Origin of the sequence: Brevibacillus sp. HD3.3A (assembly GCF_013284375.2) — a bacterium.
In the GTDB taxonomy this organism is placed as follows: Bacteria; Bacillota; Bacilli; order Brevibacillales; family Brevibacillaceae; genus Brevibacillus; species Brevibacillus parabrevis.
Genome location: NZ_CP085874.1, coordinates 3,219,479 through 3,241,299 on the forward strand (window position 1 = coordinate 3,219,479; position 21,821 = coordinate 3,241,299).

Annotated in this window: 4 protein-coding genes; all 4 read right to left on the bottom strand. The window is 54.3% G+C overall.

From position 1 onward, the window contains the following. Positions 1–20: 20 nt before the first annotated feature. Complete coding sequence (locus HP435_RS15100; RefSeq protein ID WP_173599530.1) at positions 21–8,297, bottom strand: non-ribosomal peptide synthetase/type I polyketide synthase; 8,277 nt, start codon at positions 8,295–8,297, stop codon at positions 21–23. Continuing rightward, on the bottom strand, positions 8,290–12,633 hold the full coding sequence (locus tag HP435_RS15105) for an SDR family NAD(P)-dependent oxidoreductase (RefSeq protein ID WP_229049683.1): 4,344 nt from the start codon (positions 12,631–12,633) through the stop codon (positions 8,290–8,292). The genes HP435_RS15100 and HP435_RS15105 overlap by 8 nt, the downstream gene beginning before the upstream one ends. Positions 12,634–12,652: 19 nt before the next feature. Then, positions 12,653–13,309: an HAD family hydrolase gene (locus tag HP435_RS15110; RefSeq protein WP_173599528.1), complete on the bottom strand. Its 657-nt coding sequence runs from the start codon at positions 13,307–13,309 to the stop codon at positions 12,653–12,655. 90 nt (positions 13,310–13,399) lie between these two features. Beyond that, the gene (locus HP435_RS15115) at positions 13,400–21,796 is read right to left on the bottom strand and encodes an SDR family NAD(P)-dependent oxidoreductase (RefSeq protein WP_173599527.1); all 8,397 of its coding nucleotides are present in this window, start codon (positions 21,794–21,796) and stop codon (positions 13,400–13,402) included. Positions 21,797–21,821 lie beyond the last annotated feature (25 nt).

The window sequence follows — 21,821 nt, forward strand, 5'->3', positions numbered from 1 at the left end:
TGCGCGACGACTGGCACTGTTTACGTATGAACGACGCGCGAAACTAGCTGCTTCGCCAAATGGGCAAAGCCCTGCACCATTTTTTTCAATTCGGCCGCTTTGAACAGCAGGCTGTCGTACTCCAGATGAATCCTGATCCGCTCCTCGCTGTCGACTTCCCAGCCCCAGACGGCATTGAAAGAAGACGATACGGCTTGTGAAACAGCAGGAACCAACGGGTACAGCAAAAACATCGTTTTGTCCTGCTCCCGTCCGATCCGATACGGCGGAACAGATGGGAACGATTGGTGCTGCTCCGCTTGGGCGATCTTTTCCTTGACTGTCATGAACAGCGAGTCGAAGTCAGACATGCCGGAAAAGTCAAGCGTAACCAACTGGAGCTGCTCGCGTTTGTTCAACAGGTGGATCGAGATGCTCGCTTCGTTCGACACCTGCTTGAGCAAGTAAAACAGCAGTGCAAGCATGACTTCCTCGATGCGCATTTCATGAAGCTGGGCGATTTGGAATAAGCCCTTTGCCGTGGCAGGGGGCAGCTCCAACGCCAAAGGCAAGCTTTCGCCGGAATCGCTTGCCGACAGGAAGTAGTGAGTCGGCAGGGAAACCCCGCGCTTGCCCGCTCCTTGCGAGGCAAAGATCGCCGCTTCGATGGACGCAGCCAGCCGCTCAATGGTCGGATGGGTAAAAATATCCGCTACGTGGATTTGCAGCCCAAATTGTTCTTTGATCTGCTCCTGCATCAGCACCACCGTAAGCGATGTTCCGCCCAGATCGAAGTACGAATCCGCGGCGCTGATTTGCTCCAGATGCAACAGCTTTTTCCAGATGGAAGCCAGCTTTTCTTCCACCTCGGTAGTCGGCTGTCTGAACGGTTTGGAGCTGACCAGCTGTGTTTGCTGCAGCGACTTCAGCTTCTTGCGGTCGACTTTTTGGTTATGGTTCAACGGAATTTGCTCGATCACGAAAAATTGCTGCGGGATCATATAAGCGGGCAGCTGCTCCAGCAGGAACCCTTTCAGCTCATCGATCTCGATCGTCGCCTCTGCCGCGAGTACCAGGTAGCTCGTCAAGCCTTTCTCGTCATCCGCAGCGGATTTCCCGGAACGTTCCGCCAGCGACTCCAGCACGACGACATTGTCGCGAATCCCGGGATACGCGGAAATGACCGCCTTGATCTCAGCCAGTTCGATGCGGAAGCCGCGAATTTTTACTTGATCGTCAATCCTGCCCGCGCACTGAATCGTGCCATCCGCCATAAAACGCGCGATGTCGCCTGTCCTGTACATCGTAGGCTGCATCTCGCCGTCGAACGGATTGGCAACAAACCGCTCGGCCGTTAGCGCCGGATTGTTGATATACCCGGATGCCACACCCATGCCGCCGATGTACATTTCTCCGTAGACGCCCACGGGAACGGGCTTTTTGTCCCGGTCCAAAATATAAATTTGCGTATTGGCGATGGGCTTGCCGATTGTCAGTTGCTCTGCATCGGTAATCTCGGCAATCGTCGACCAGATCGTCGTTTCAGTCGGCCCGTACATGTTCCAGAAGGAGCCGACCTTGCCGAGCATTTCTCGCGCCAAGTCCTGCGGCAGGCTTTCTCCACCGCATAGCGCTTTCAGTTGCGGATTGCCTGTCCAGCCGGACATGAGCAACATTTTCCACGTGGCTGGCGTCGCCTGCATCACGGTGATCCCGTGCGTTTCGAGCAAGCGGCTCAACTGCCTGCCATCCGCCATCTCCGTTTTGCTGGCAAGAACGACTGTCGCTCCAGTGATGAGCGGCAAATACAGCTCCAGCCCGAAAATGTCAAAGGAGAAGGTCGTCACGGACAGCAGCTTATCTGCGGCTGTCATGCCCGGTTGGCTCGACATGGACAGCAAAAAGTTGCCCAAAGCGCGATGCGGAACCATGACCCCTTTCGGCTTTCCTGTAGAACCGGATGTAAAGATGATGTAAGCCGTCTGTGACGGTTCGATTGCAGCGGACAGCGGCGAGGAAGACTCTTGCTTAATCTCGCTCCACTCCTGATCCAAAAGCACGAGGCTTTGGCAGCGGAGCTTGCCGTCTGCGAGCAAATCGCTGGTGGAAATCATCACGTTGACACCAGCATCTTCCTGAATCTGCTGCAAGCGCTGCAACGGAATGCTGGCATCGAGCGGAACATAAGCGCCCTCTGCTTTCAGGACAGCCAGCATGGCGATCACCATGTCAAGCGAACGCTCGATGTATATGCCTACGGGCTGTTCCCGCGTCACCCCTCGTTTTTGCAAGTACCGGGCCAGCTTGTTTGCCGCCTGCTCCAACTCCCGGTAGCTCAGGGACGCTGCTCCCAGCGATACGGCTGCTTTGTCCGGATGTTGTTCCACCTGGCGCTCAAACAGGGACAAGACGTTAGCGCCTGGGTCCACCTGCTGCCGCGTTTGGTTAAAGCCGACCAGCACCTGCTGTTGTTCCTGCCCGGACATGATCTCGACTTTTGCCAAGGCAGCTTCCGGCTCGGCTACCGCCTGCTGCATAATCTGCACGAAGTAGCGCGCCATGCGCTCCATCGTTTCTTTGGCAAACAGCTTCGTGGAGTATTCAATCTCGCACCCGATTTGCGGCCCTTCCTCCCAAGCGGTAAAGCGGATGCTGAACATGGCTGTTTTATGCTTGTAAAACGAAGTAATCTCCTGGACCCCGCCGATTTGGTCGGTCTTGTCGTACACATCGCGGAAACTGAACATCGTTTCAAACAATGGATTCCTGCTCAAATCGCGCTGAATATCCAGATTGTTGATTAACTCTTCGAACGGATAGTCCTGATGGTCGAGCGCAGCAGAAATCGTTTGCTTGACGGCTTGCAGCAACTGCGAGAAGGAGTCGGCAGCATCGACGCTCAGTTTCAAGGCAACGGTATCGACGAAGGCTCCGATGAGATTTTCCAGCTCCGTCTGCTTCCGCCCGGATACGGGGGTTCCGACGATGACCGTCTCTTGCTGGCATATTTTCGACAAGAGAACAGCGTACACAGCCAGCAGTCCCATGTTGACTGTAGCCGCTTCCTGTTTCAGCATGCTTTTGAACCGCTCGGTTGTCTCGCGATCAATATGAAAGGAAACGAAATCTCCCTCAAAGCTCTGGACAAGCGGAGGCTTGAAATCGGTCGGCAGCTGCAGCTTCGTTTCGTGCTCGCCATTCGCGAATTGCGCCAGCCAGTATTGTTTCTGTTTTTCAAAGGCAGGGGTGCCTCGCATGGCTGCATGCCATTCCGCGTAATCTTTGTACTGCACAGGCAATGCGGGCAATTCCTCGCCCTTGTAAAAGGCCAGAAAATCTTTGATCAGCAGCTGATACGACGTCTCATCTGATATGAGGTGATGCATGTCAATGAGCAGCAGCTTTTTGCTTGGCTCGTAACCAACGCGAATGAGCGGCGCTTTTTCCAGGTCAAACGGCCGGATAAAAGCGGAGATCGACGCCGCCATTCCTTCTTCCGGCAGCACCAGCTCCTCGATGGCGAACGGAACCGTCTCATGAACAGTCTGCACGACCTCTTGCCCGACAAAGCCAAAGGAGGTGCGGAAAATCTCATGACGCCCGATGAGCTGTTCAAAAATGTGCTGGATTTTGCCCGGCTCGACTTCCCCGTCCAATTGGTACACGCCCGGATTGTTGTAGACCGTTGTCAACGGGTGCATTTTTTGCAGGAAGTACACTCGCTTCTGAACGGACGTCAGCGGATAGTGGTCTTTGCGCGGTGCGACGCGAACCCCTCCCACCTGGCTCGGACTCGTCTGCTGCAAATAGGCAGAAAGTCCGGCGACAGTGGGATGGTGAAGAAAATAAGCCATAGGGATGCGCTCGTTGTACAGCTTCTGGATTTTTCCCACAATCGACAGGGCCATAATCGAGTCTCCGCCCAACTCAAACAAGCTGTCGTCAACACCGATTGGCTGCATGCCAAACTGCGCTTCCCATACCGCTGTAATTTGCTGTTCCCGTTCATCTCGCGGCGCGACATATTCCGTTGTCAAATCGGGCCGCTCGTATTTAACAGCGCTGTCAGGCTGCGGATAATCAAAGGCGATTCCCTCTGACACAAGCGGGAATTGCGTGTCCTGGTACCGGGTAATCAGCTCGTTTAAGTCATAGGCAGAGATGGCAACCTGCGGAAGCGAGATCGCCCCGACCCGGGAAAAGATGTGAACGCCTTCCGCTTCCGTGATCGCATGCGCCAGCTCCTCACCCGTCAACTGCCGATGCTTCTCCTCGATTTCCTTTGCCATTCCCGTCGCTTTCCATCTCTCCCAGTTGATCGACAAAACGGGAAACTGACTATTATTTCCATGGCAATAGTTTGCGAACGAGTCGAGGAACGCGTTTGCAGCGCAATAGCCTGCTTGCCCGATGGAGGGGATGTACGCACTCAAGGAAGAAAACAGGATAAAAAAGTCGAGCGGCCTGTCGCGCACAGCTTCATAAAGCAGCGATGTGCCCTCGACCTTGGCTGCCAGCATCTTTTTGCCGCTTTCTCTTGTGGAGCGCTGGATCATTTCCCCATCGGCGACGCCAGCAGCATGGATCACTCCATTCAGTTCCCCGCCTAGGCGGTCTGCTTTTTGCAGCAGCTCTTCCACTTGGCGCATGTCGCTGATGTCCGCATGGATGAGGTGAATGCTCCCGCCTGCCTGCTCGATTGCGCACAGTCGGCGAATCGTCTGCTTGAGCTTGTCGTCTGCGTTGTTGTCTGCAAGCAGCTCCTGCCATTTTTCCTTAGTCGGGAACAATGTCCTGCCCACCAAAATCAGGGTGGCTTGCGCCTTTTGCGCCAAAAAGTCGGCGATGGCGAGGCCAATTCCGCCCAAACCGCCCGTGATCAAATACGTTCCCCCCGGCTTCAGTTCCATGCTGTCACTGGGATCGAAGGAAACGGCCTCGTGCGTCGGCAGCCAAAAATGTTTGTTTTGATAGGCGACGATACCGTTCCAGGTTTGTGACAAAAGCGGGCGGACGAACGAATCGAGCGCCTTTTCCAGAGCGTTCGCTTCCGATGTGAAATCACTGTCAAACAAATGGCAGCGAATCGTCGGGTATTCCAGCGGGATAACTTTGATCGGCCCTAGCATGATCGACTTTTGCGGGTTCAGCTTGCCAACATCGGCCACCGAGCAGACTCCGTTTGCCAAAACTTTTAGCTCCAGCGAATGTCCGTCAAAATGCTTGCCAAATTCCTTGGCAATCGCAAGCAAGCTGTAGTAGCCGTTGTCCAGTGTCATCTCCAGGCTCGGCAACGCCCCGGCCTCTTCTAAGCTCCACATGTGGATGACCTCATCCGGCGTGAACGAACTGTCTTTTAATTGTTGAAACAGCCAGTCGTAATCTTCGTCCTGGCCCGGATTGATCGCAAATTCGTTGCCGCGAATCTGCTGCCGCTGCGCACTTTTGCAAACGACAATACACTGCTCGCTCAACTGCTGTACTTTTTGCGTCAAAAGCTCACTGACTTTCGACTGCTCGGCAAAAATCAGCCGCCGCTTCTGTTTGTACGTACTGTCTTTGGCTGAAAAGACGGGGGTATGCCGCTTCCATGATGGAACGTAGTACCAGTCCTCGATCGGCTTCCTCGCCAACTGTTGCGAACTCGCTGCCTGCGGCTGAAACGAAGCCGCTTCCAGCCAGAACTTTTTGCGCATAAAAGGATAAGTCGGCAACGGAACCCGCGTTCCATCCGGGTTGACTTTGTCCCAGTCCAGGTTCACTCCGTACTGCCACAGCTTGCCGAGCCGCTTGTACAGATGAAGCTGCTCCGAGACAGTGCTGTTGGCATACGGGATCAGGTTCAGTATGTTTTGCCCGGAAGAAGATACGGTTCCAGCGTCGAACGTCCGTTTTGCCAGCGCACTCAAATCGTGTCCTGGCCCGATTTCGATAAATACGGCGCGCTGGTTTGCAAACAACTGGAGCGCCTTCGTAAACTGCACGGTGTCTTTTAACTGGCGCAGCCAATAGTCAGGAGCTGCCAAGTCTGCCTGCTCTGCCCATTCTCCTGTCACGCTGGAGAGAAAAGGAATTTGCATATCCTGAAAGGCTACCGGCTGAAAAGCGGCCTGATAATCGTCCAGTATCGATTCGACCCGTGACGTATGAATCACTTTGGGGAACGGCAGCGGCGTGCACATCCGTTTGTCCTGTTTCAGCTTCTCTTCCAGCTCCACAATGAGCGGTGTCGGGCCGCCGACTACGCAGGAAGCTTGATTGTCGATGGCAATTTCCAGCGAGTCAGACAAAAACGGAGCCACTTCCGCCACAGAGAGCGGAATGCTCAGCATTTTGCCATCAGGCAGCCTGCGAAACAGTTCCCCGCGCTTGAGTACGAGCTGCAGCGCCTGTTCGAGCGTGAACAGTCCGGCGATGGTAGCCGCGATATATTCACCCAGACTGTAGCCGATCACGGCATCCGGTTGAACTCCCCACTCCATCACAAGCCGGGCCAGTGCGTACTCGAACACAAACAAAATCACTTGCCCGTGATCGAGGCTGGCGATTGCCTGCTTGGCCTGTTCCTGCTGCTCGTCACGCGGGAACAAAATGGAACGGTAATCGACCGGGGAATATCGTTGAAGCAGAGAGAAGCAATGATCGAGACTCTCTCGAAAAATTTGCTCCTGTTCATACAGTTCGCGTCCCATATTGACGTATTGCGAGCCTTGGCCGGAGAACATGAATACGATCTGTCCAGGCTCTCCATCCGCACGGTAAGCTTGTGCCTGCCGGGAGCCTTTATCCGTCAAGGCGCGGATCAGCTCGGTACGGCTCTTGCAAACGATTTGCTTGCGGTATTCAAATGACTTCCGGCCCTTTTGCAGGGTGTAGGCGACATCTTGCAGCTTGATCTCGGGGTGCTCTTCGAGATGCTTTGCCAGATTGTCTGCCATTTGTTCCAGCGATTCGCTGTTTTGCGCGGACAGCAAAACGAGCTGTGGCTGCTGCTCTGTATCCAGCGATTCGCTGACCTCTGGCGCTTCCTCGACGATCAGATGCGCATTTTGCCCCCCGACGCCAAACGAGCTGATTCCCGCCCGCAACGGATACGCTCCACGCTGCCATTCGCGCAGTGTGGTGTTGATCGCAAAGCGGCTGTTTTCCATGTCCAAAGCCGGGTTGCTCCTGGCAAAATTGATCATCGGCGGGATCTGGCGGTGCTTTAGGGCGAGGACGGTCTTCACGAAACCCGCTACTCCTGACGCTGCATCGAGATGGCCGATGTTGTTTTTGACCGAGCCTAGGACGCACTCGCTTTGCCGCTCGCGAAACACTTGCTTGAGCGCCGTAAACTCGATGGAATCTCCGAGCTGTGTTCCAGTCCCGTGCGTTTCAATGTACGAGATGCTTTCCGCCTCTACATCGGAGAGCTGCAAGGCGCTTTGAATGACCTCTTTTTGCCCCTCGACGCTCGGCGCCATGTATCCTGCTTTGCGGTTGCCGTCGTTGTTGACGGCGCTGCCTTTGATAATCGCCCATATATGGTCTTTGTCCGCCAGCGCATTTTCCAGCGGCTTTAACACGACCACTCCGACGCCGTTCCCAAACAGAATGCCGGATGCCGCTTCGTCAAAGGCGCGAATTTGGCCGTTTTTTGACAAAAAGTGCCCTTCTTCGTACATATATCCGCTCTTGTGCGGAATCAAAATCGAGCAGCCACCTGCAATCGCCATGTCGCATTCGCCGCTGAGCAAGCTGCGGCAAGCGGCATGAATGGCGGTCAACGAAGTCGAGCATGCGGTGGTGAGCGTCAAGCTCGGCCCTTTTAAATTGAACTTGTAGGAAATGCGCGAGGCGAGGAAGTCTTTGTTGCTCAACTGGATTTCGGAAAAGAGATCCCGGTGCTCCCCTTCATATGAATACACTCTGGCATTCCAGCTGTAATTGCTCGATGCTCCGGCAAAGACACCTACTAATCCGGGATAATGGTCAGGGACGTATCCGGCGTCTTCCATAGCTTCCCAGGCTACCTCGTGAAACAGGCGAACTTGCGGGTCCATGACCAGAGCGTCTTTGGGGCTGTACCCGAAAAAGCGTTCGTCAAAATATTCAAACTGATCGATGATCGCACCAGCCTTGACGTAGTTTTCATGCTCGATCAGCTCTTGTGGTACTCCTTCTGCTCTAAGCTCGTCGTCGCTAAAAAACGTGATCGACTCCAGCCCGTCCTTGAGGTTGTTCCAAAATTGCTGGCGATTGTTCGCTCCCGGAAAGCGGCAGGATAAGCCGATCACGGCGATTTCCAGGCCGTTGAAGTTTCGCGTGTCAGCCATTTCGCACCTCCTTTCCTTTTTGGCGCAGCAGCTTTAATTTATCCATCCCTTTATGGACAATTTCAGAGCGATCGAAGCCATGATCGTTTGCCGCCGTATCGTTGTCTTCCGCTTTCAGGTACCCGGCCAGCTTGCGAATGGTCGGGTATTCGAACCAGGAAGAGATCAGAACAGGCTTCTGAATCGTTTTCTGGAGAATATCGTTGATCCCGACAATATCAAGCGACGTGACGCCTGCATCAAAGAAATTGTCGTCCAGTCCCATGTTCGCATTCCCAATCGCGTCCTGAATCGTCTCCTGCAGCAGTTGCTCCAGAGGAATCTCTTTCTGACTCTCTTGCTTGCCTGCTTTTATGTAGCGAGGGCGGTTTACCCACTGCTCAAGCCGCGGCTCCAGGTCTGTCGTGGACACGATGACATGCTCTTCCTGGTGCAGAAGGGAAAACAAATGCGCAAACAGTTGTCGGCCTTCTGCGGGCGAAATCAATTGCTCCAGCCGTTCGCTTGTCGCTGTGCGGCTGCCTGGATCGGCAAGCGAAAAGTTCCAGGCGTCCCAACCGACAGACATCCATCGCGTTCGCTGCTGCCCTTGATTCATCTTTTGCACAAAGCTGTCCATGAATTGGTTAGCCGCCGTATAGGCAACGAGTCCGATTCCGCCGAGTATCGAGGACAGCGAGGAATTGACCAGGCAGTACCCGATCTCTTTTTCCCGGATCAGCTTTTCCAGAACGAGCAGCCCTGTTTGTTTGACCGCAAACTCCGCTTCACACATGTCGCGACGGATATGGGGGATCGCGTGCTGAAAGAAATCGCTCACGACTCTGCCAGCAGAAAAGATGATTCCGTCAATTCGTCCGATCGTCGCCTCTATCTCTTCCAAAAGAGCCTTCATTTGTGCTTCATCGCTTACATCGACCTGATACAGATGAATTTGGGCACCCAATGCTTGCAACTGCATCAGTTCGCGAATTTTCTGGTGCAGCGGGTCGCTTGCGGAAGTGGTGGATACGTATTCCTCCCACTGCATTTCCGGCAAAAATGGCGAACGCCCTGTCAAAATGATCGTAGCTGGACCGTGCTGGGCTAACGCCCCCGCTGCGGTCAAGCCAATTCCGCCCAAGCCGCCGAGAATCAGATGCACGCCGCCTGCTTCGGGCTGTGCAGTTGTCGGCGGGTCCAAGCGAAGCGGTTCAAACGTGCGCACCCATTTATGACGGTTGCGGATCGCGAGCAAGTTTTCCGGCTCTTGCTTCAACAGCTCCTCCACAAGCAGCTTCATGCCAGACTGCCCTTGTTTCACGAATGGTTCCGGCTCGATTTCCAGGAAAGCCGAGCGGACATTGCCAAATTCTTGCGTGAGTACCTGAGCCGCCCCGAGCGCCATAGCCTGCTGTGGCAGCAAAGCTTCGTTCCCGGTGATCGATTGAGACGCGGACGCAATCACGAAAAGCTGGATTTGCTGCTGCGGATCGAGCATGCCAAACGATTGGCCCAAGTGCAGCAGACGGTAAAACACAGACGGCCCGGCAGCCGGGGAAGCATCTGCGCACTCGTTTGCAAGGCTCCACAAGTGCACGATTTTCCAGGTCTGGCCCGGCGTAAACACTTCCCGCAACAGCGCGAGATACTGCTCCGTTTCTTCGGGATGAATCTCGTACGCATTCGGGTCCAGCTTGGAAAAGTGCTGCCCTGCCTTTACCGTGCACACGCGTTTTCCTTTTGCTTGCAGCGCTTGCTTGACCGCTTCGCCGATTCCGTCCGTATCGATAAACAGCAGGTAGGTGTCAGACTGCTCGTCGTCTGTACGGGTACGGCCAGATCCGTTGTATTGTTTCCAAACGGGCCGATACAGCCACTTCTCCGGTTCGTTTTTGCGAGAAAGATTAGGCTGTGGCTGAGGGGCGGCGGTACGCGCTTTTTTCTCAAACCAATACTTGTCGCGATCGAACCCATACGTCGGAAGGGACAGGCGGCTTCTGTTCTCGCCGGAGTACCGTTCCCGCCAATCAATCGCAGCCCCCTGCTGCCAAAGCTCGCCCAAGCTGTTGGCAAAACGCCACTCCGCCGACTCCACCTCTCCATGCGCAGGCAACAGATGAATGACAGGAAGGCTGCATTCCGCCCAGGATGGCTGCTTCATCCCGATCCCAATGACAAGGTGAACATCGCTCTCCGTGAGCGGAGCCTTTGCTGTCGCTGGCAAAGTGGATGCTTGCATGGTGTGCAGCCAAAAGTTTGTCTGACCAACCAGCTCGCTCGTGACAGAAGTCCCGCCGGACAAGATAGCGTGATCCGCGCTGCCCGCTGGCATTGCCCGCAACAGCGAAGCCAGTGCAGCTTCGATCCGGCTTTGTTGTTCTTCTGCTGCCCGAAGCCACTTGTGTTTCAGGACGATGATTTTCGCGAGGTCGGACACGGTTGCCAGCTTCGCCTGATAGACAGCCGCAAACAAGCCTGCCCCGTCCGCAATCGCCACCTGCGGCTTGATTCCGAGAGAAACCAAAAAGTCGGCCAAGGCACTTTGGCAAAGAAACTGGCTCAGTTCCCCGTACATCGGGTCAAAAGCGTCGCCATGATGCAGCAGGTCGGCACCCGTCAAAAGGCGATCCAGGCTGGGCGCAGCCAACGCAGCTTTGGACAAGTCGTGGACATAACCGTCCAAGATGCGGGCAAAGCACTGTTCAGTCTGGTACAGCTCGCGCGCCATCGTGCAAAGCGCTTGGTTTTGCGCTGAAAACCAAAAAGCCGTGCGAAGCTCCTCCTGCCTGCTTTCGCTTGCCGTGCCGATTGCGGCTGCTTCCAGCAAGCGAGCAGCTTCTCCTACGGAAGAGCAAACCACCATTTTCCGATGCGAAAAATGAGCGCGCCCCGTCTGCAACGTATACGACACATCCGCAGGGGAAAGCGCAGGCTGGGCACGGAAAAATTGCGCCATTTTCCGGCACGTATTCGCCAATGCCTTTTCTGTTTTGGCTGAGAACAAAAACAGATGCTGCTGTCTCGCAGAAGCATCGGAAGCATAGACAGGAGCTGCTTCCAGAACGACATGGGCGTTTGTCCCGCCAATGCCAAACGAACTGACGCCTGCCTTCGGCGAATCGCTGACGTCTTTCCACGAACGCGGACGTGTGTTGACGTAAAAGGGACTATGCTCCAATGCCAGCTTCGGGTTCGGCTGCTCGTGGTGAATGCAAGGCGGGATCACTTGATGTTTCAGCGCGAGAGCTGTCTTGATTAGACCGATGATGCCCGCTGCCGTATCCAGGTGGCCGATATTCGGTTTGACAGACCCGATGGCGCAAAATTGGCGCGAGGTCGCCTCGGCCTGGAAAACCTCTTTGAGTGCTTTTATTTCAATCGCGTCGCCCAGCTCGGTTCCGGTTCCGTGTGTTTCGATATAGCTGATTTCCCGCGGCGAAACGTTGGCGACGGTGAGCGCCTCGTGAATGACCTGCGCCTGACCGATTGGACTCGGCGCGGTGTACCCGATTTTTTCTTCTCCGTCATTGTTGACCGCCGTGCCGCAGATGACCGCCTGAATGTTGTCGCGATCGCGAATCGCATCTGCCAACCGCTTCAAGACCACGATGCCGATGCCATTGCCAAAAACCGTTCCCGCAGAGTCGGCATCAAAGACACGGCAATGTCCATCCGGAGAAACCATGCCTTCTTTTTGGTAGACATAGCCTGCTGTCTGTTCACTGCGGATCGTCACGCCCCCTGCCAGCGCCATGTCACACTCGCCATTCAGCAGACTTTGGCTGGCCAAATGAACCGCGACCAAGGAGGAAGAGCACGCTGTCTGCACATTGACGGAAGGACCGCGCAAGCCGAGCTTGAACGACACCTTGGAAGCGAGAAAATCTTTTTCGTTGCCGATGCCGATTTGCACGTGCCCAAGCCGTTTTACCAGCTCCTGATCTTCGTACAGACGCAAAAAGTAGCTGCTGATGCACGAGCTGGCGTACACGCCCACGACAAGACGCTCGATATCCTGGACGCAGCCCGCATCCTCAAGCGCTTCCCAGGCGCATTCGAGAAAGACGCGATGCTGCGGATCGGTAATCTCGGCATCCTTGGCTGTATAACGGAAAAAGCCCGCGTCGAAATACGCTGTATCGTTCAGGACGGCCCCTCTTTTTACATAGTGCGGGTCGTGAAGGAGATCAGCAGGAACGCCTGCCTCCTTCAATTCCTCATCCGTAAACGTCTTGATCGATTCCACACCGCGGACGATGTTTTGCCAAAAAGCCAAAGGGGTATCGCCATCGGGAACACGGCAGGACATGCCGACGATCGCGATTTTTGAATGGATCAACTCTTCATCCACCACTCCACTCACTCCCGTTTATTTATAATGACACTCTCGGGTGTTGAAAAAGGGTTTGCAATGCCTGTCTCAGTTCGTCGACACTGTACGCAAAAAAAGTAGGAGCTTCCTGCTGGAGCACCTCTACCGAATTATGGCCCCAGGCGACTGCGATGCTTTTCACTTGCGCCTCCCTGGCACAGATCAGGTCGTTTTTCCCGTCGCCAACAAAGACGGAGTGATCAATACCGGATTGCAATTGCTCAATGGCAACAAGCAGACTTTCCGGGTGCGGCTTTGGATGGGTGACATCATCGGAACAGACCACCCCATCAAAATAATCGATCAAGCGAAATTCCTCCAGGATGTGGATGGTGCGCTTGCGATCCTTTCCCGTACACAATCCGCATTTCCAGCCTTCCTGTTGAATGAATCGCAGCACGTCTTCCATCCCCGCCACAATCTCGATCAGGTGGATGTTGGAGCTGGCGATTTTGCGATAATGCTCGACCATGCTCTGGGGCAGGTTCATTTTGGCGAAAATATTCGGAATCGAATCGCCGCTGTGTCCAAGAAACTCCTCAAAGGAAGGGAGCGGACCGTCGGAAACGAGCTGAAAGCTGTCATAGAACGCCTTGCGCTGCACCTCAAGCGAATCAATAATCACTCCATCGAAGTCAAACACGACACTTTTTTGCATACGCTTCTCCTTTAATCCTGTCATTGTCCAAAGCGGGAGCAGCCATCGGAAGCGCGAGGCACTCCGGACAGCTGTCTCCCCGATGGATTTTTACCGTTTTCCCCGTTGCTGGCGCAGGCTTTTCCGCAGCTCGCCCCGCTGCGTGCTTTGCTGCAAGTAATCGGTTTTGCTGATCTGTTTGTCCTGTAAAAACGAAGCCAATGAGCGGATCGTCGGATATTTGAACAAGTCGGCCATCTCAATCGTCGTTTGCCATTCCTTTTCCAAACGGTTTTGCACTTGCATCAGCAACAGCGAGTGTCCGCCCAGCTCAAAAAATCCGTCGTCTACGCCGACAGGCTCTTTTCCCAATATGTCTTGCCAGATGCTCACGAGCAGCTCTTCCATGCGATTTTGCGGAGGAACGATGTGCGAGCTTCTCGGTCTGTTGGCCTCAACGGCTGGCAAAGCATTGCGGTCGATTTTGTTCGGGCCGACCATCGGAAACGATTGCAGTTCCAGCCAAAAGGACGGAACGAGATAGCTCGGCAGCAGTTGCTTCACTTGGCCGATGATCGCTTTTTCCGCTTCGCTTTGTTTCAGCACATAGTAGGCGACAATCATCGGCTCGCCGTTCTCGTCGTAGATCGCTTTGACAACGCTTTTCAACATGCAATCCAGCCCGTCGATCACGCTCTCGATCTCGTTCAGGTCTACGCGGTAGCCGCGGATTTTCAGTTGCGAATCGTTTCGGCCGTTGTATTCCAGGCAGCCGTCCGGCAACAGTCGACCGTAGTCACCGCTTCTGTACAGCCTGCCCGTCCCTGTTCGCGGATCGCCGACAAAAGCGTTGGCCGTCTCTTCCGGCCGATTCCAGTAGCCCGGAGACAAGTAGGCGCTTTGATAAAAAAGCTGGCCCGATTCGAAAATGCTCACTTCCCGGCCGCTTTCGTCGAGAATCCGCAGCTCTATGCCATCCACGACATATCCGGCTGGCGTTTTGGCCTGCGGGACGGCCATGTTTTTGTTCATGATGTAAAAGGAAATGACCATCAATTCGGAGCAGCCCAGGAAATTGACAAACAGGCAGTCGTCCGCGCATTTTTGCTTGTACAAATCAAAATCGGTGCCGGAAACGACCTCGCCCCCCAGCAAAACCATGCGGATGTGGGGAAGCTGTACAGCGTCGTCCAGATTCTTCATGAAAAAGCGGAAGACGGAAGGGACGGAATGGAACAGCGTAATCTGCTCCTGATTCAGCCAGTGCGCGAATCGCGGCATGCTTCCGTCCAGCTTGAAATCGTAAAGATGCAGCGCAGCCCCGTTCAGCAGGCTGCCCAAAATATCGAGAATGCCAATGGCGTGACTGTACGAAGTCAGCAAGGCGATGCGATCTTGCGAATGAAGCCGCAGTTCCTTGCTGAGCTGCGCCAGATAGTAGTAGACGTTTGCATGGCTCTGCATCACTCCCTTTGGCCTTCCCGTGGAGCCTGACGTGTAGAGGATAAAGGCGATGTCCTCGCCCTTGATGCTCAGCTCCAGGTTCTCTTCCCAAGCACCGCCAGTTTCTTCCGACAGATTGATCGTGGTGATGTCGAGCATCGCCTTGCCCGCCACTTCTGCTGCCAAAGCGAGGTTTTGCGAATCGGTCAGCAGGATAGCCGATTGCGTATCGCCGAGCATGTAAGCCAACCGCTCTGCTGGAGCGCTTCGATCCAGCGGCACGAAGGGCACCCCTGCTTTCAGCGCGCCGATCAAGGCAACGGCCATGTCCAGCGTGTTGCCAAAGAGCAGGGCAACAGGTGCGTGTCCGCTTGTTTGAGCCGTATGCTCTGCGATTTTCCGGGCAACGCGATTCGCCTTGGCATTGAGCTGTCTGTAATCCAGAACAGCGGAGCCGTGTTTGACGGCGATCTGGTCGGGGTACTGCGCGACTTGCTGTTCAAACCGCGACACGACCGTTGCAGCAGGTTCGTCGAAGGAAAAAGGCTGGTACTCGCAAGACGGCACAACCGCCTTTTCCCTGCCCCGCACTTCGCTTTGCTGCAAAATCGGCAATTCGCCGATCAGCGAGTCCGGATTTTGCGTGATGCTCGCAAGCAATTTGCGGTACTCGGCAAACAGGTACTCGACCGTCTCCTGCCTGAACAAGTCTGTGCGGTAAAAGCATTCCAGACAAATGCCTGCGCCTGTCTCGTATAAATGGATATTCAGATCGGCTTTCGTTGTTTTTGCCGTGACCGGATACGCAGAAAGCTGCAAGTCTCCGTCATGCGTTCCTGCATCCTCTGCCCGGTTTTTCATGCTCTGGTAGTTGAAGATCGTATCGTACAAAAAGGTGCGGCTCGGGTCGCGCTTCACGTCGAGCTGATCCAAAATCAGTTCAATGTGAAAGTCCTGATTTTCCAAAGCTGCCAGCAGGCTCGCCTTTACTTCGTGGAGGAAGCCGCGGAAGCTTTTTTCCCTCTCCGGTCGATTGCGCAGGACGAGCGAATTGACGAACATGCCGACGATCTCTTTCACGTCCTCGTGGTTTCGGCCTGCTTGCGGAATGCCTACCAGTATGTCCGATTCTCCGCTGAGTCTCGCCAGCCAGGCGTAATAAGCCGCAAGCATCGTCATAAACCAGGTGACCTGTTGTTCCTGGGAAAATTTCTTGATGTTCTCGCTCAATTGTTGATCCAGCTCTACAATAATCCGGTTGCCGTCAAAGCTAAGCGAAGCCGGGCGGGGAAAATCTGTCGGCAGATGCAGGACAGGCAATTTCCCTTCCAGTTGCTGCAACCAGTACGCTTTCTGTGCCCGGTAAGCGGCTGACTGGGCAAACGCGTGCTGCCACTCGGCGTAATCTTTGTACTGGACGGCCAATGGCGGAAGCGACTTGCCGCTGTACAGTTCCGCAAAGTCTTTTATCAACAAATTAATGGACGTTCCGTCGGAAATGATGTGATGGATGTCGAGTGCCAGAACGCTTTTTTGTTCCCCGAGCTTGATCAGCCCTACGCGGAACAGCGGTGCCTGAGTCAGATCGAACGGCTGAATAAACTGTTCCACATCGCGCTCCACGGAATGCTCATCCGATGTCAGCGAGATTACCCGGAAGTCAACATGCGGGTGCACAATCTGGACAATCTCGCCGTCCACTGCTTGAAACGAGGTACGCAAGCTTTCATGTCGCTCGATGATTTTCGCAAATATGCGTTCGATTTTTTCGGGTTCAATCGATCCTTCCAGCAAAACAGCGGTCGACTCGTTGTATCCCACTGTATTCGGCACAAGCCCCTGCAAGAAAAAGACCCGCTGTTGCGCAAGCGAGGTCATGTAATGAGGCTTGGCCGCGACTGGCGCTATGGCCTGCTGTCTCGCCTGCTGGTTGTTTTGAATGAATGCCGCGATGTGCTCAATCGTTTTTTCCTGAAAAAAGTCTGTCAACGTCATATTGGCATGGAATTGCTTGCGGATGCTCGTGCTGACGTGAATCGCCTTGAGCGAATCGCCGCCCAGTTCAAAAAAATCATCCGCTATCCCGATTGGGGCTATGCCTAAATCATTTTCGTAAATGGCGCACAGTGCTTTTTGCAAGTCAGTTTGCGGCGGGACATACTCAACGGATAGCGGCGGCCTTTTTCCCTGAATCCGTACGCTCGTCGATTGCTGCTCGTCGCTCCTGCCCCATCCGTCCTGATTGCTGTCGCGCCTTTTCTGCACACGGCTTTCGAGGTCTGTCGTGGAAATGATGACAGTAGAAGCGCCAGACGCGAGCATTTTGCCGAATATTTCACGTCCCTCTTCCGGCAAGATGCCGACCTGGCCGAGATCATGTCCAGATGTACCTGCCGTCATCCATTTGGCGAGATCGAGCGTGATGCTTTGCCTGTTTCCGTCACTGATCCGTTCGGCGACCGAACCGGATACGGCGATCATCGTGTAGTTGCGAATCTCAACGAGCACACGTCCCGCCTCGTCCATGATCTGGATATCGAAGCTCGCCAGGCCGTCTTGCGGGAACTCTACGTCCAAATACTTGCAGTAGCTGTAAATGCGCCGCGGCATTTTGCCATAAACGGCAAGCGATTCGTAGGACAGCGGAATGAACATTTCTGTTTTGTCGATAAAGCCGAGCAAAAAGCTCGTTGCCGAGTCGAGCATCCCCGGGTGCAAGTGATAGTCGTCCAGATCGGCTGCATATTTTTCGGGCAGCTCAATCACCGCTAGTCCTTCTGCTTTCCCGGCCATGACCTGGCGAATGTTGCGCCATCTTTCCCCGAAGATCAGATAACCTCCGTGCCTCTTGTGATCCGCGTCGGTAAACAGCACATCCTTATCGGCACAACGCTCTTTCAGCGCTTCCAGATGGATTGTCTCAAACGGCTGCTCGACCGTCTCGACTGTCCCGGTAACATGAGGCAGCCATGTATCTGCTTCTGGACGCATACGGCTGTACACTGTAAAGGAATAGCCTTCACGACTATTCGGAGTGAACAGGAGCAACACTTCTTTTTCCTCTTGCTCGCGTACCGTTATCGGCGTGTGGAAATGCACGTTTTGCAGGACGTAAGGCTTTTTCAGCATGCTTTTGCCGGCAGCTTCCCGCACCATTTCGATCAACGCCGTTCCCGACAGCACCCCATGTTCCTCTGTGCGATGATCCTGCAAAACCCAGTGCTGCTGCAAGCTCAGCCTGGCAAAAAACAGCTCTTTGCCCCCCGCCTGAAAGCTGTAGTCAAACAGCGGATGCTCCAGCACTTGCTTCGAAGCTGGCGCGATCCCGGACTTGACGGCCATCCCTACGTTTTTCCATATATCCCATTTCAGATTGGTGATAGCCACTTTGTCTTCCCGGTTGCGATAGTCGGCATACGCGTCCAAAAAGGCATTGGCCGCATTGTAATCGGACTGCCCGATCATCGGGGAAATCGTGCTGATGGATGAGCAGAGCACAAAAAAGTCCAGGTCGTTTTCCCGCAGAATCCGGCTCAAATTCAGGCAACCCGTGGCTTTGGAGTGAATGACCCGGTGCGTCGCCTCCTTGGTTGCCTGCTGGATCAAGCTGCTGCCCGGAAGCCCGGCGGCATGGATCACACCTTGAATCGCTCCTGCTTCCTGCTGGGCGCGCCGCAGTGTCGCAGCAAGCGCGGAGAAGTCGGACACATCCGCCTGATAGACGAAAACTCGCGCTCCTTTTTGCTCCAGCTTTTGCATGCGGGCGATTTTAACCGAGATTGGGTCTTGCTTGCCGTGATCCCGCAGCCAGTTGCCCCACTCTTCTTTTGCAGGGAAGAACGACCGCCCTACAAGAATGATGCTGGACTTGCATTGGCTGGCGATGTAATCGGCCAGCTCCAGTCCGATGCCGCCGATTCCCCCGGTAAGCAAATAAACGCCATCGTCTTTGAGCTTTGCCCCGGAACGGGATACGGGCGATGTCCGATCATAGTGGGGAAGCCATTTCGCCTTTCCGCGCAGAGCGAACAGCTCATCTTGCCTTCCCTCGATCTCTTGCAAAAGCTGATCGACCAGACCAGAAGCGACAAGCTGCTCCTGGCCGGAAATATCGATCAACTGGCAGCTTCGATCGGGAAACTCCAACGGAATGCCGCGAACGAGGCCAAGCAGCGTCGCTTTCCAAGGGTTAATCTCTTCGCTGCCGAGCACATCAAAGAGACGATTCGCCACGACAGCAAGTTGAATCGCCGTCGAGCCATCCCGTTCATCCAGCGCTTGTACGAGATGCAGGAGACTGTCGTAGGTTGCTTCCAGCATGCGCTCTGCTTGCTCCTGATCCTCTTCCACGAAGTCTTCTTCTGAAAGCGAAAAGTACAGGATCGCATCCGGTTCCGCTTGCGTTTTCTGATCAAACGCTTGCAAAGCATCTTGGTAGGCTGCTTTGCTATTATCTGCCAGCCCGTATCCGTTGTCAGCCCCAGCGACAGGAGCGCCGTTCCGAGCTACAAAAAAGGGCTGCTCAAAATGGCGCTTGCACGCTTCCACAACCGCTTCGTCCAGCCTTGTATCGTGGAAAATGATTGCGGACCGCCGCAGCTTTGGCGCAGACTTTGCGGACGATTCTGAAAACGTCGCCCGTTTCCATGTCGGTGCGTAATACCAATCGGCGGCATCCTTTTGCGCCGACGCTTGCTCCTTTATTTGCTGCAAAAACGCGTTCCCCAGCTTTACCGGGTCATCATCCAAAAAGTAGCGATTCCGCTCAAAAGGATACGTAGGCAACGGAATCCGCCCTTTTTCCGCTCGTTTATGCAACGCTTCCCAATGGATAGTTGCTCCCCTGCTCCACAGCTCCCCGATCCATGTCCAAACAGCAGCTTCACACGCAGACAACGAAACCCATTCCTGCACAGGCCAGCCAGCGTAATCGCCTGCCGTTTCTGTGTTATTTCCTAGGAAAGCGACGATCATCTTCGGCGTTTGGCAAAGAGCGGCAAGCCCGGCTGCAAACGAGAGCGGCGCAGTCAGCGCTGCATGCCAAAAGCTGCGATCCTGGCAATGCTCGCGGAACAGCTTTTCGCCGTTTCCGGCAGAAAACAGCGGGATGCGCGGTTGGGAAATCGGGTTCTCCGTAATCGCTGTGATCTCGTTATCCAGGAAAGCAACAAAAGCATGCTCAAGCGCTACCGCCTCTGCCAGCGTGACTGCTACGAAATTTCCGCTTCGGAAGCCAACGATTCCGAAAGGCTGCTCCTGGCAAGCAAAGGTGACTTTTGCAAAGGCATAAACAAACAGGAAGTGGATCGCTCGAAGCTGTGTCGCGTCCTTTACCCCCGGAGCAAACAACTGTTGCAAATCCAGCTTGCTGTGCGAACCGATTTTGCCCAGACATTGCGTCATTTCCTCTCGAAACGGTCGGTAGTTTTGGTACAGTGTGAGCGCAAGTTGCGCGATGTGCGCATCCCCGCTAATCTCCGGCACGAGATACAGGGCAGTCGCTTCCCCCTTTTCCACGGTGCGGAGCGGAAGACTTTTCGCATCCAATTGCGGAAGCAGCTCCTGATAACTTCGCGCAATCAAATAAGCACGATTGGACAAAGCCATTCTCCCTGCTTGCAGCGTATATGCGGCATCGCGCAGGTCGATATTGGGCTGTTGCTTCAGGTGGCTTTTGAAGCGGCTGATTTGCTCCTGCAAAGCCGTTTTCGTTTTGGCGGAAAAGACAAACAAGCGAGCTTCCTCTGTGGCTGCTCGCTTTTCGCGTATGGGCGCTTCTTCCAAAATGACATGCGCATTCGTCCCGCCGATGCCAAAGGAGCTGACGGCTGCCCGGCGCGGAGTGGTTGCCTGATTCCAGTCGCGCAAGGAATGATTGATGTAAAACGGCGTATTCTCGAACTCGATTTTCGGATTCGGATTGAGCACATGAAGCGACGGGGGAATTTGTTTGTTGGCCAACGAAAGAATCGTTTTGATCAAGCCTGCAATCCCAGCCGCTTCATTCAGGTGCCCAATGCTCGACTTTACCGAGCCGATCGCGCAGTACGCCTTTTTATTCGTTTGAAAAGCTCGTTTGAGCGCTTCGACTTCGATGGAATCACCAATTTTCGTCCCGGTCCCGTGGGCTTCTACCATGGTGATGGATTCCGCATCCACTTCCGCCATCTGGAGCGCTGCTTCGATGACTTCTTTTTGCCCTTGAATGCTCGGGGCAGAAAAACCAGCCTTGCGATGGCCGTCGTTATTGATCGCTGATCCTTTGATGACGGCGTAAATATGATCCTGGTCCTTGATCGCGTCCTGCAACGTTTTCAAGACGACCACTCCCGCGCCGTCACTGATGAGCGTCCCTGCGGAAGAGGCGTCAAAGGCGCGGCAATGACCATCTGGCGAGTAAATGAGGTCGTCGGAATAGTAGTAGCCTTTTTTCGACGGAAGGGAGATGTGGACACCGCCCGCAACCGCGATACTGCACTCGCCGTTTAGCAAAGCCTGGCTGGCCAGGTGAACGGCAACCAGCGACGTCGAGCAAGCGCTCAACACGGAGACGCTTGGACCTTTCAACTTTAACTTGTAGGAAATAGATGTGCACAGGTACTCGCGAAAGCTTACATTGAAAGTGGGGGTTTCATTAGCGAGCATTTGTCTCAGCAGCCAGTTTACATTTTCAGTACTTCCTGCGTACAAGCCGATCTGGCCTTTGTACACCTCAGGATTGTAGCCCGCATGCTCCAGGGCGTTTAGGACCACTTCGTGAAAAACTCTGATTTGCGGGTCCAGTACGGTTGCTTCACGGGGGGTATAATCAAAGAAGGCCGAGTCAAACTGGTCGATCCCTTCCAGATACCCTTTTGCTTTTACATAATTCGGGTCGTTGCATAGCGCTGGATCGATTCCGGATTGCAGCATTTCCTCCTCGGAAAAAAACGAGATCCCTTCGACTCCATTTTTGAGATTGTCCCAAAATTGGTTGGCATCATTTGCTTTTGGAAATTTGCAATCCATGCCAATGACAGCGATTTCCAGCCCTGTATACGTCTGATCGTCGTATTTATGCCCCATGGTAAACTCCCATTTCCCTTTTCAA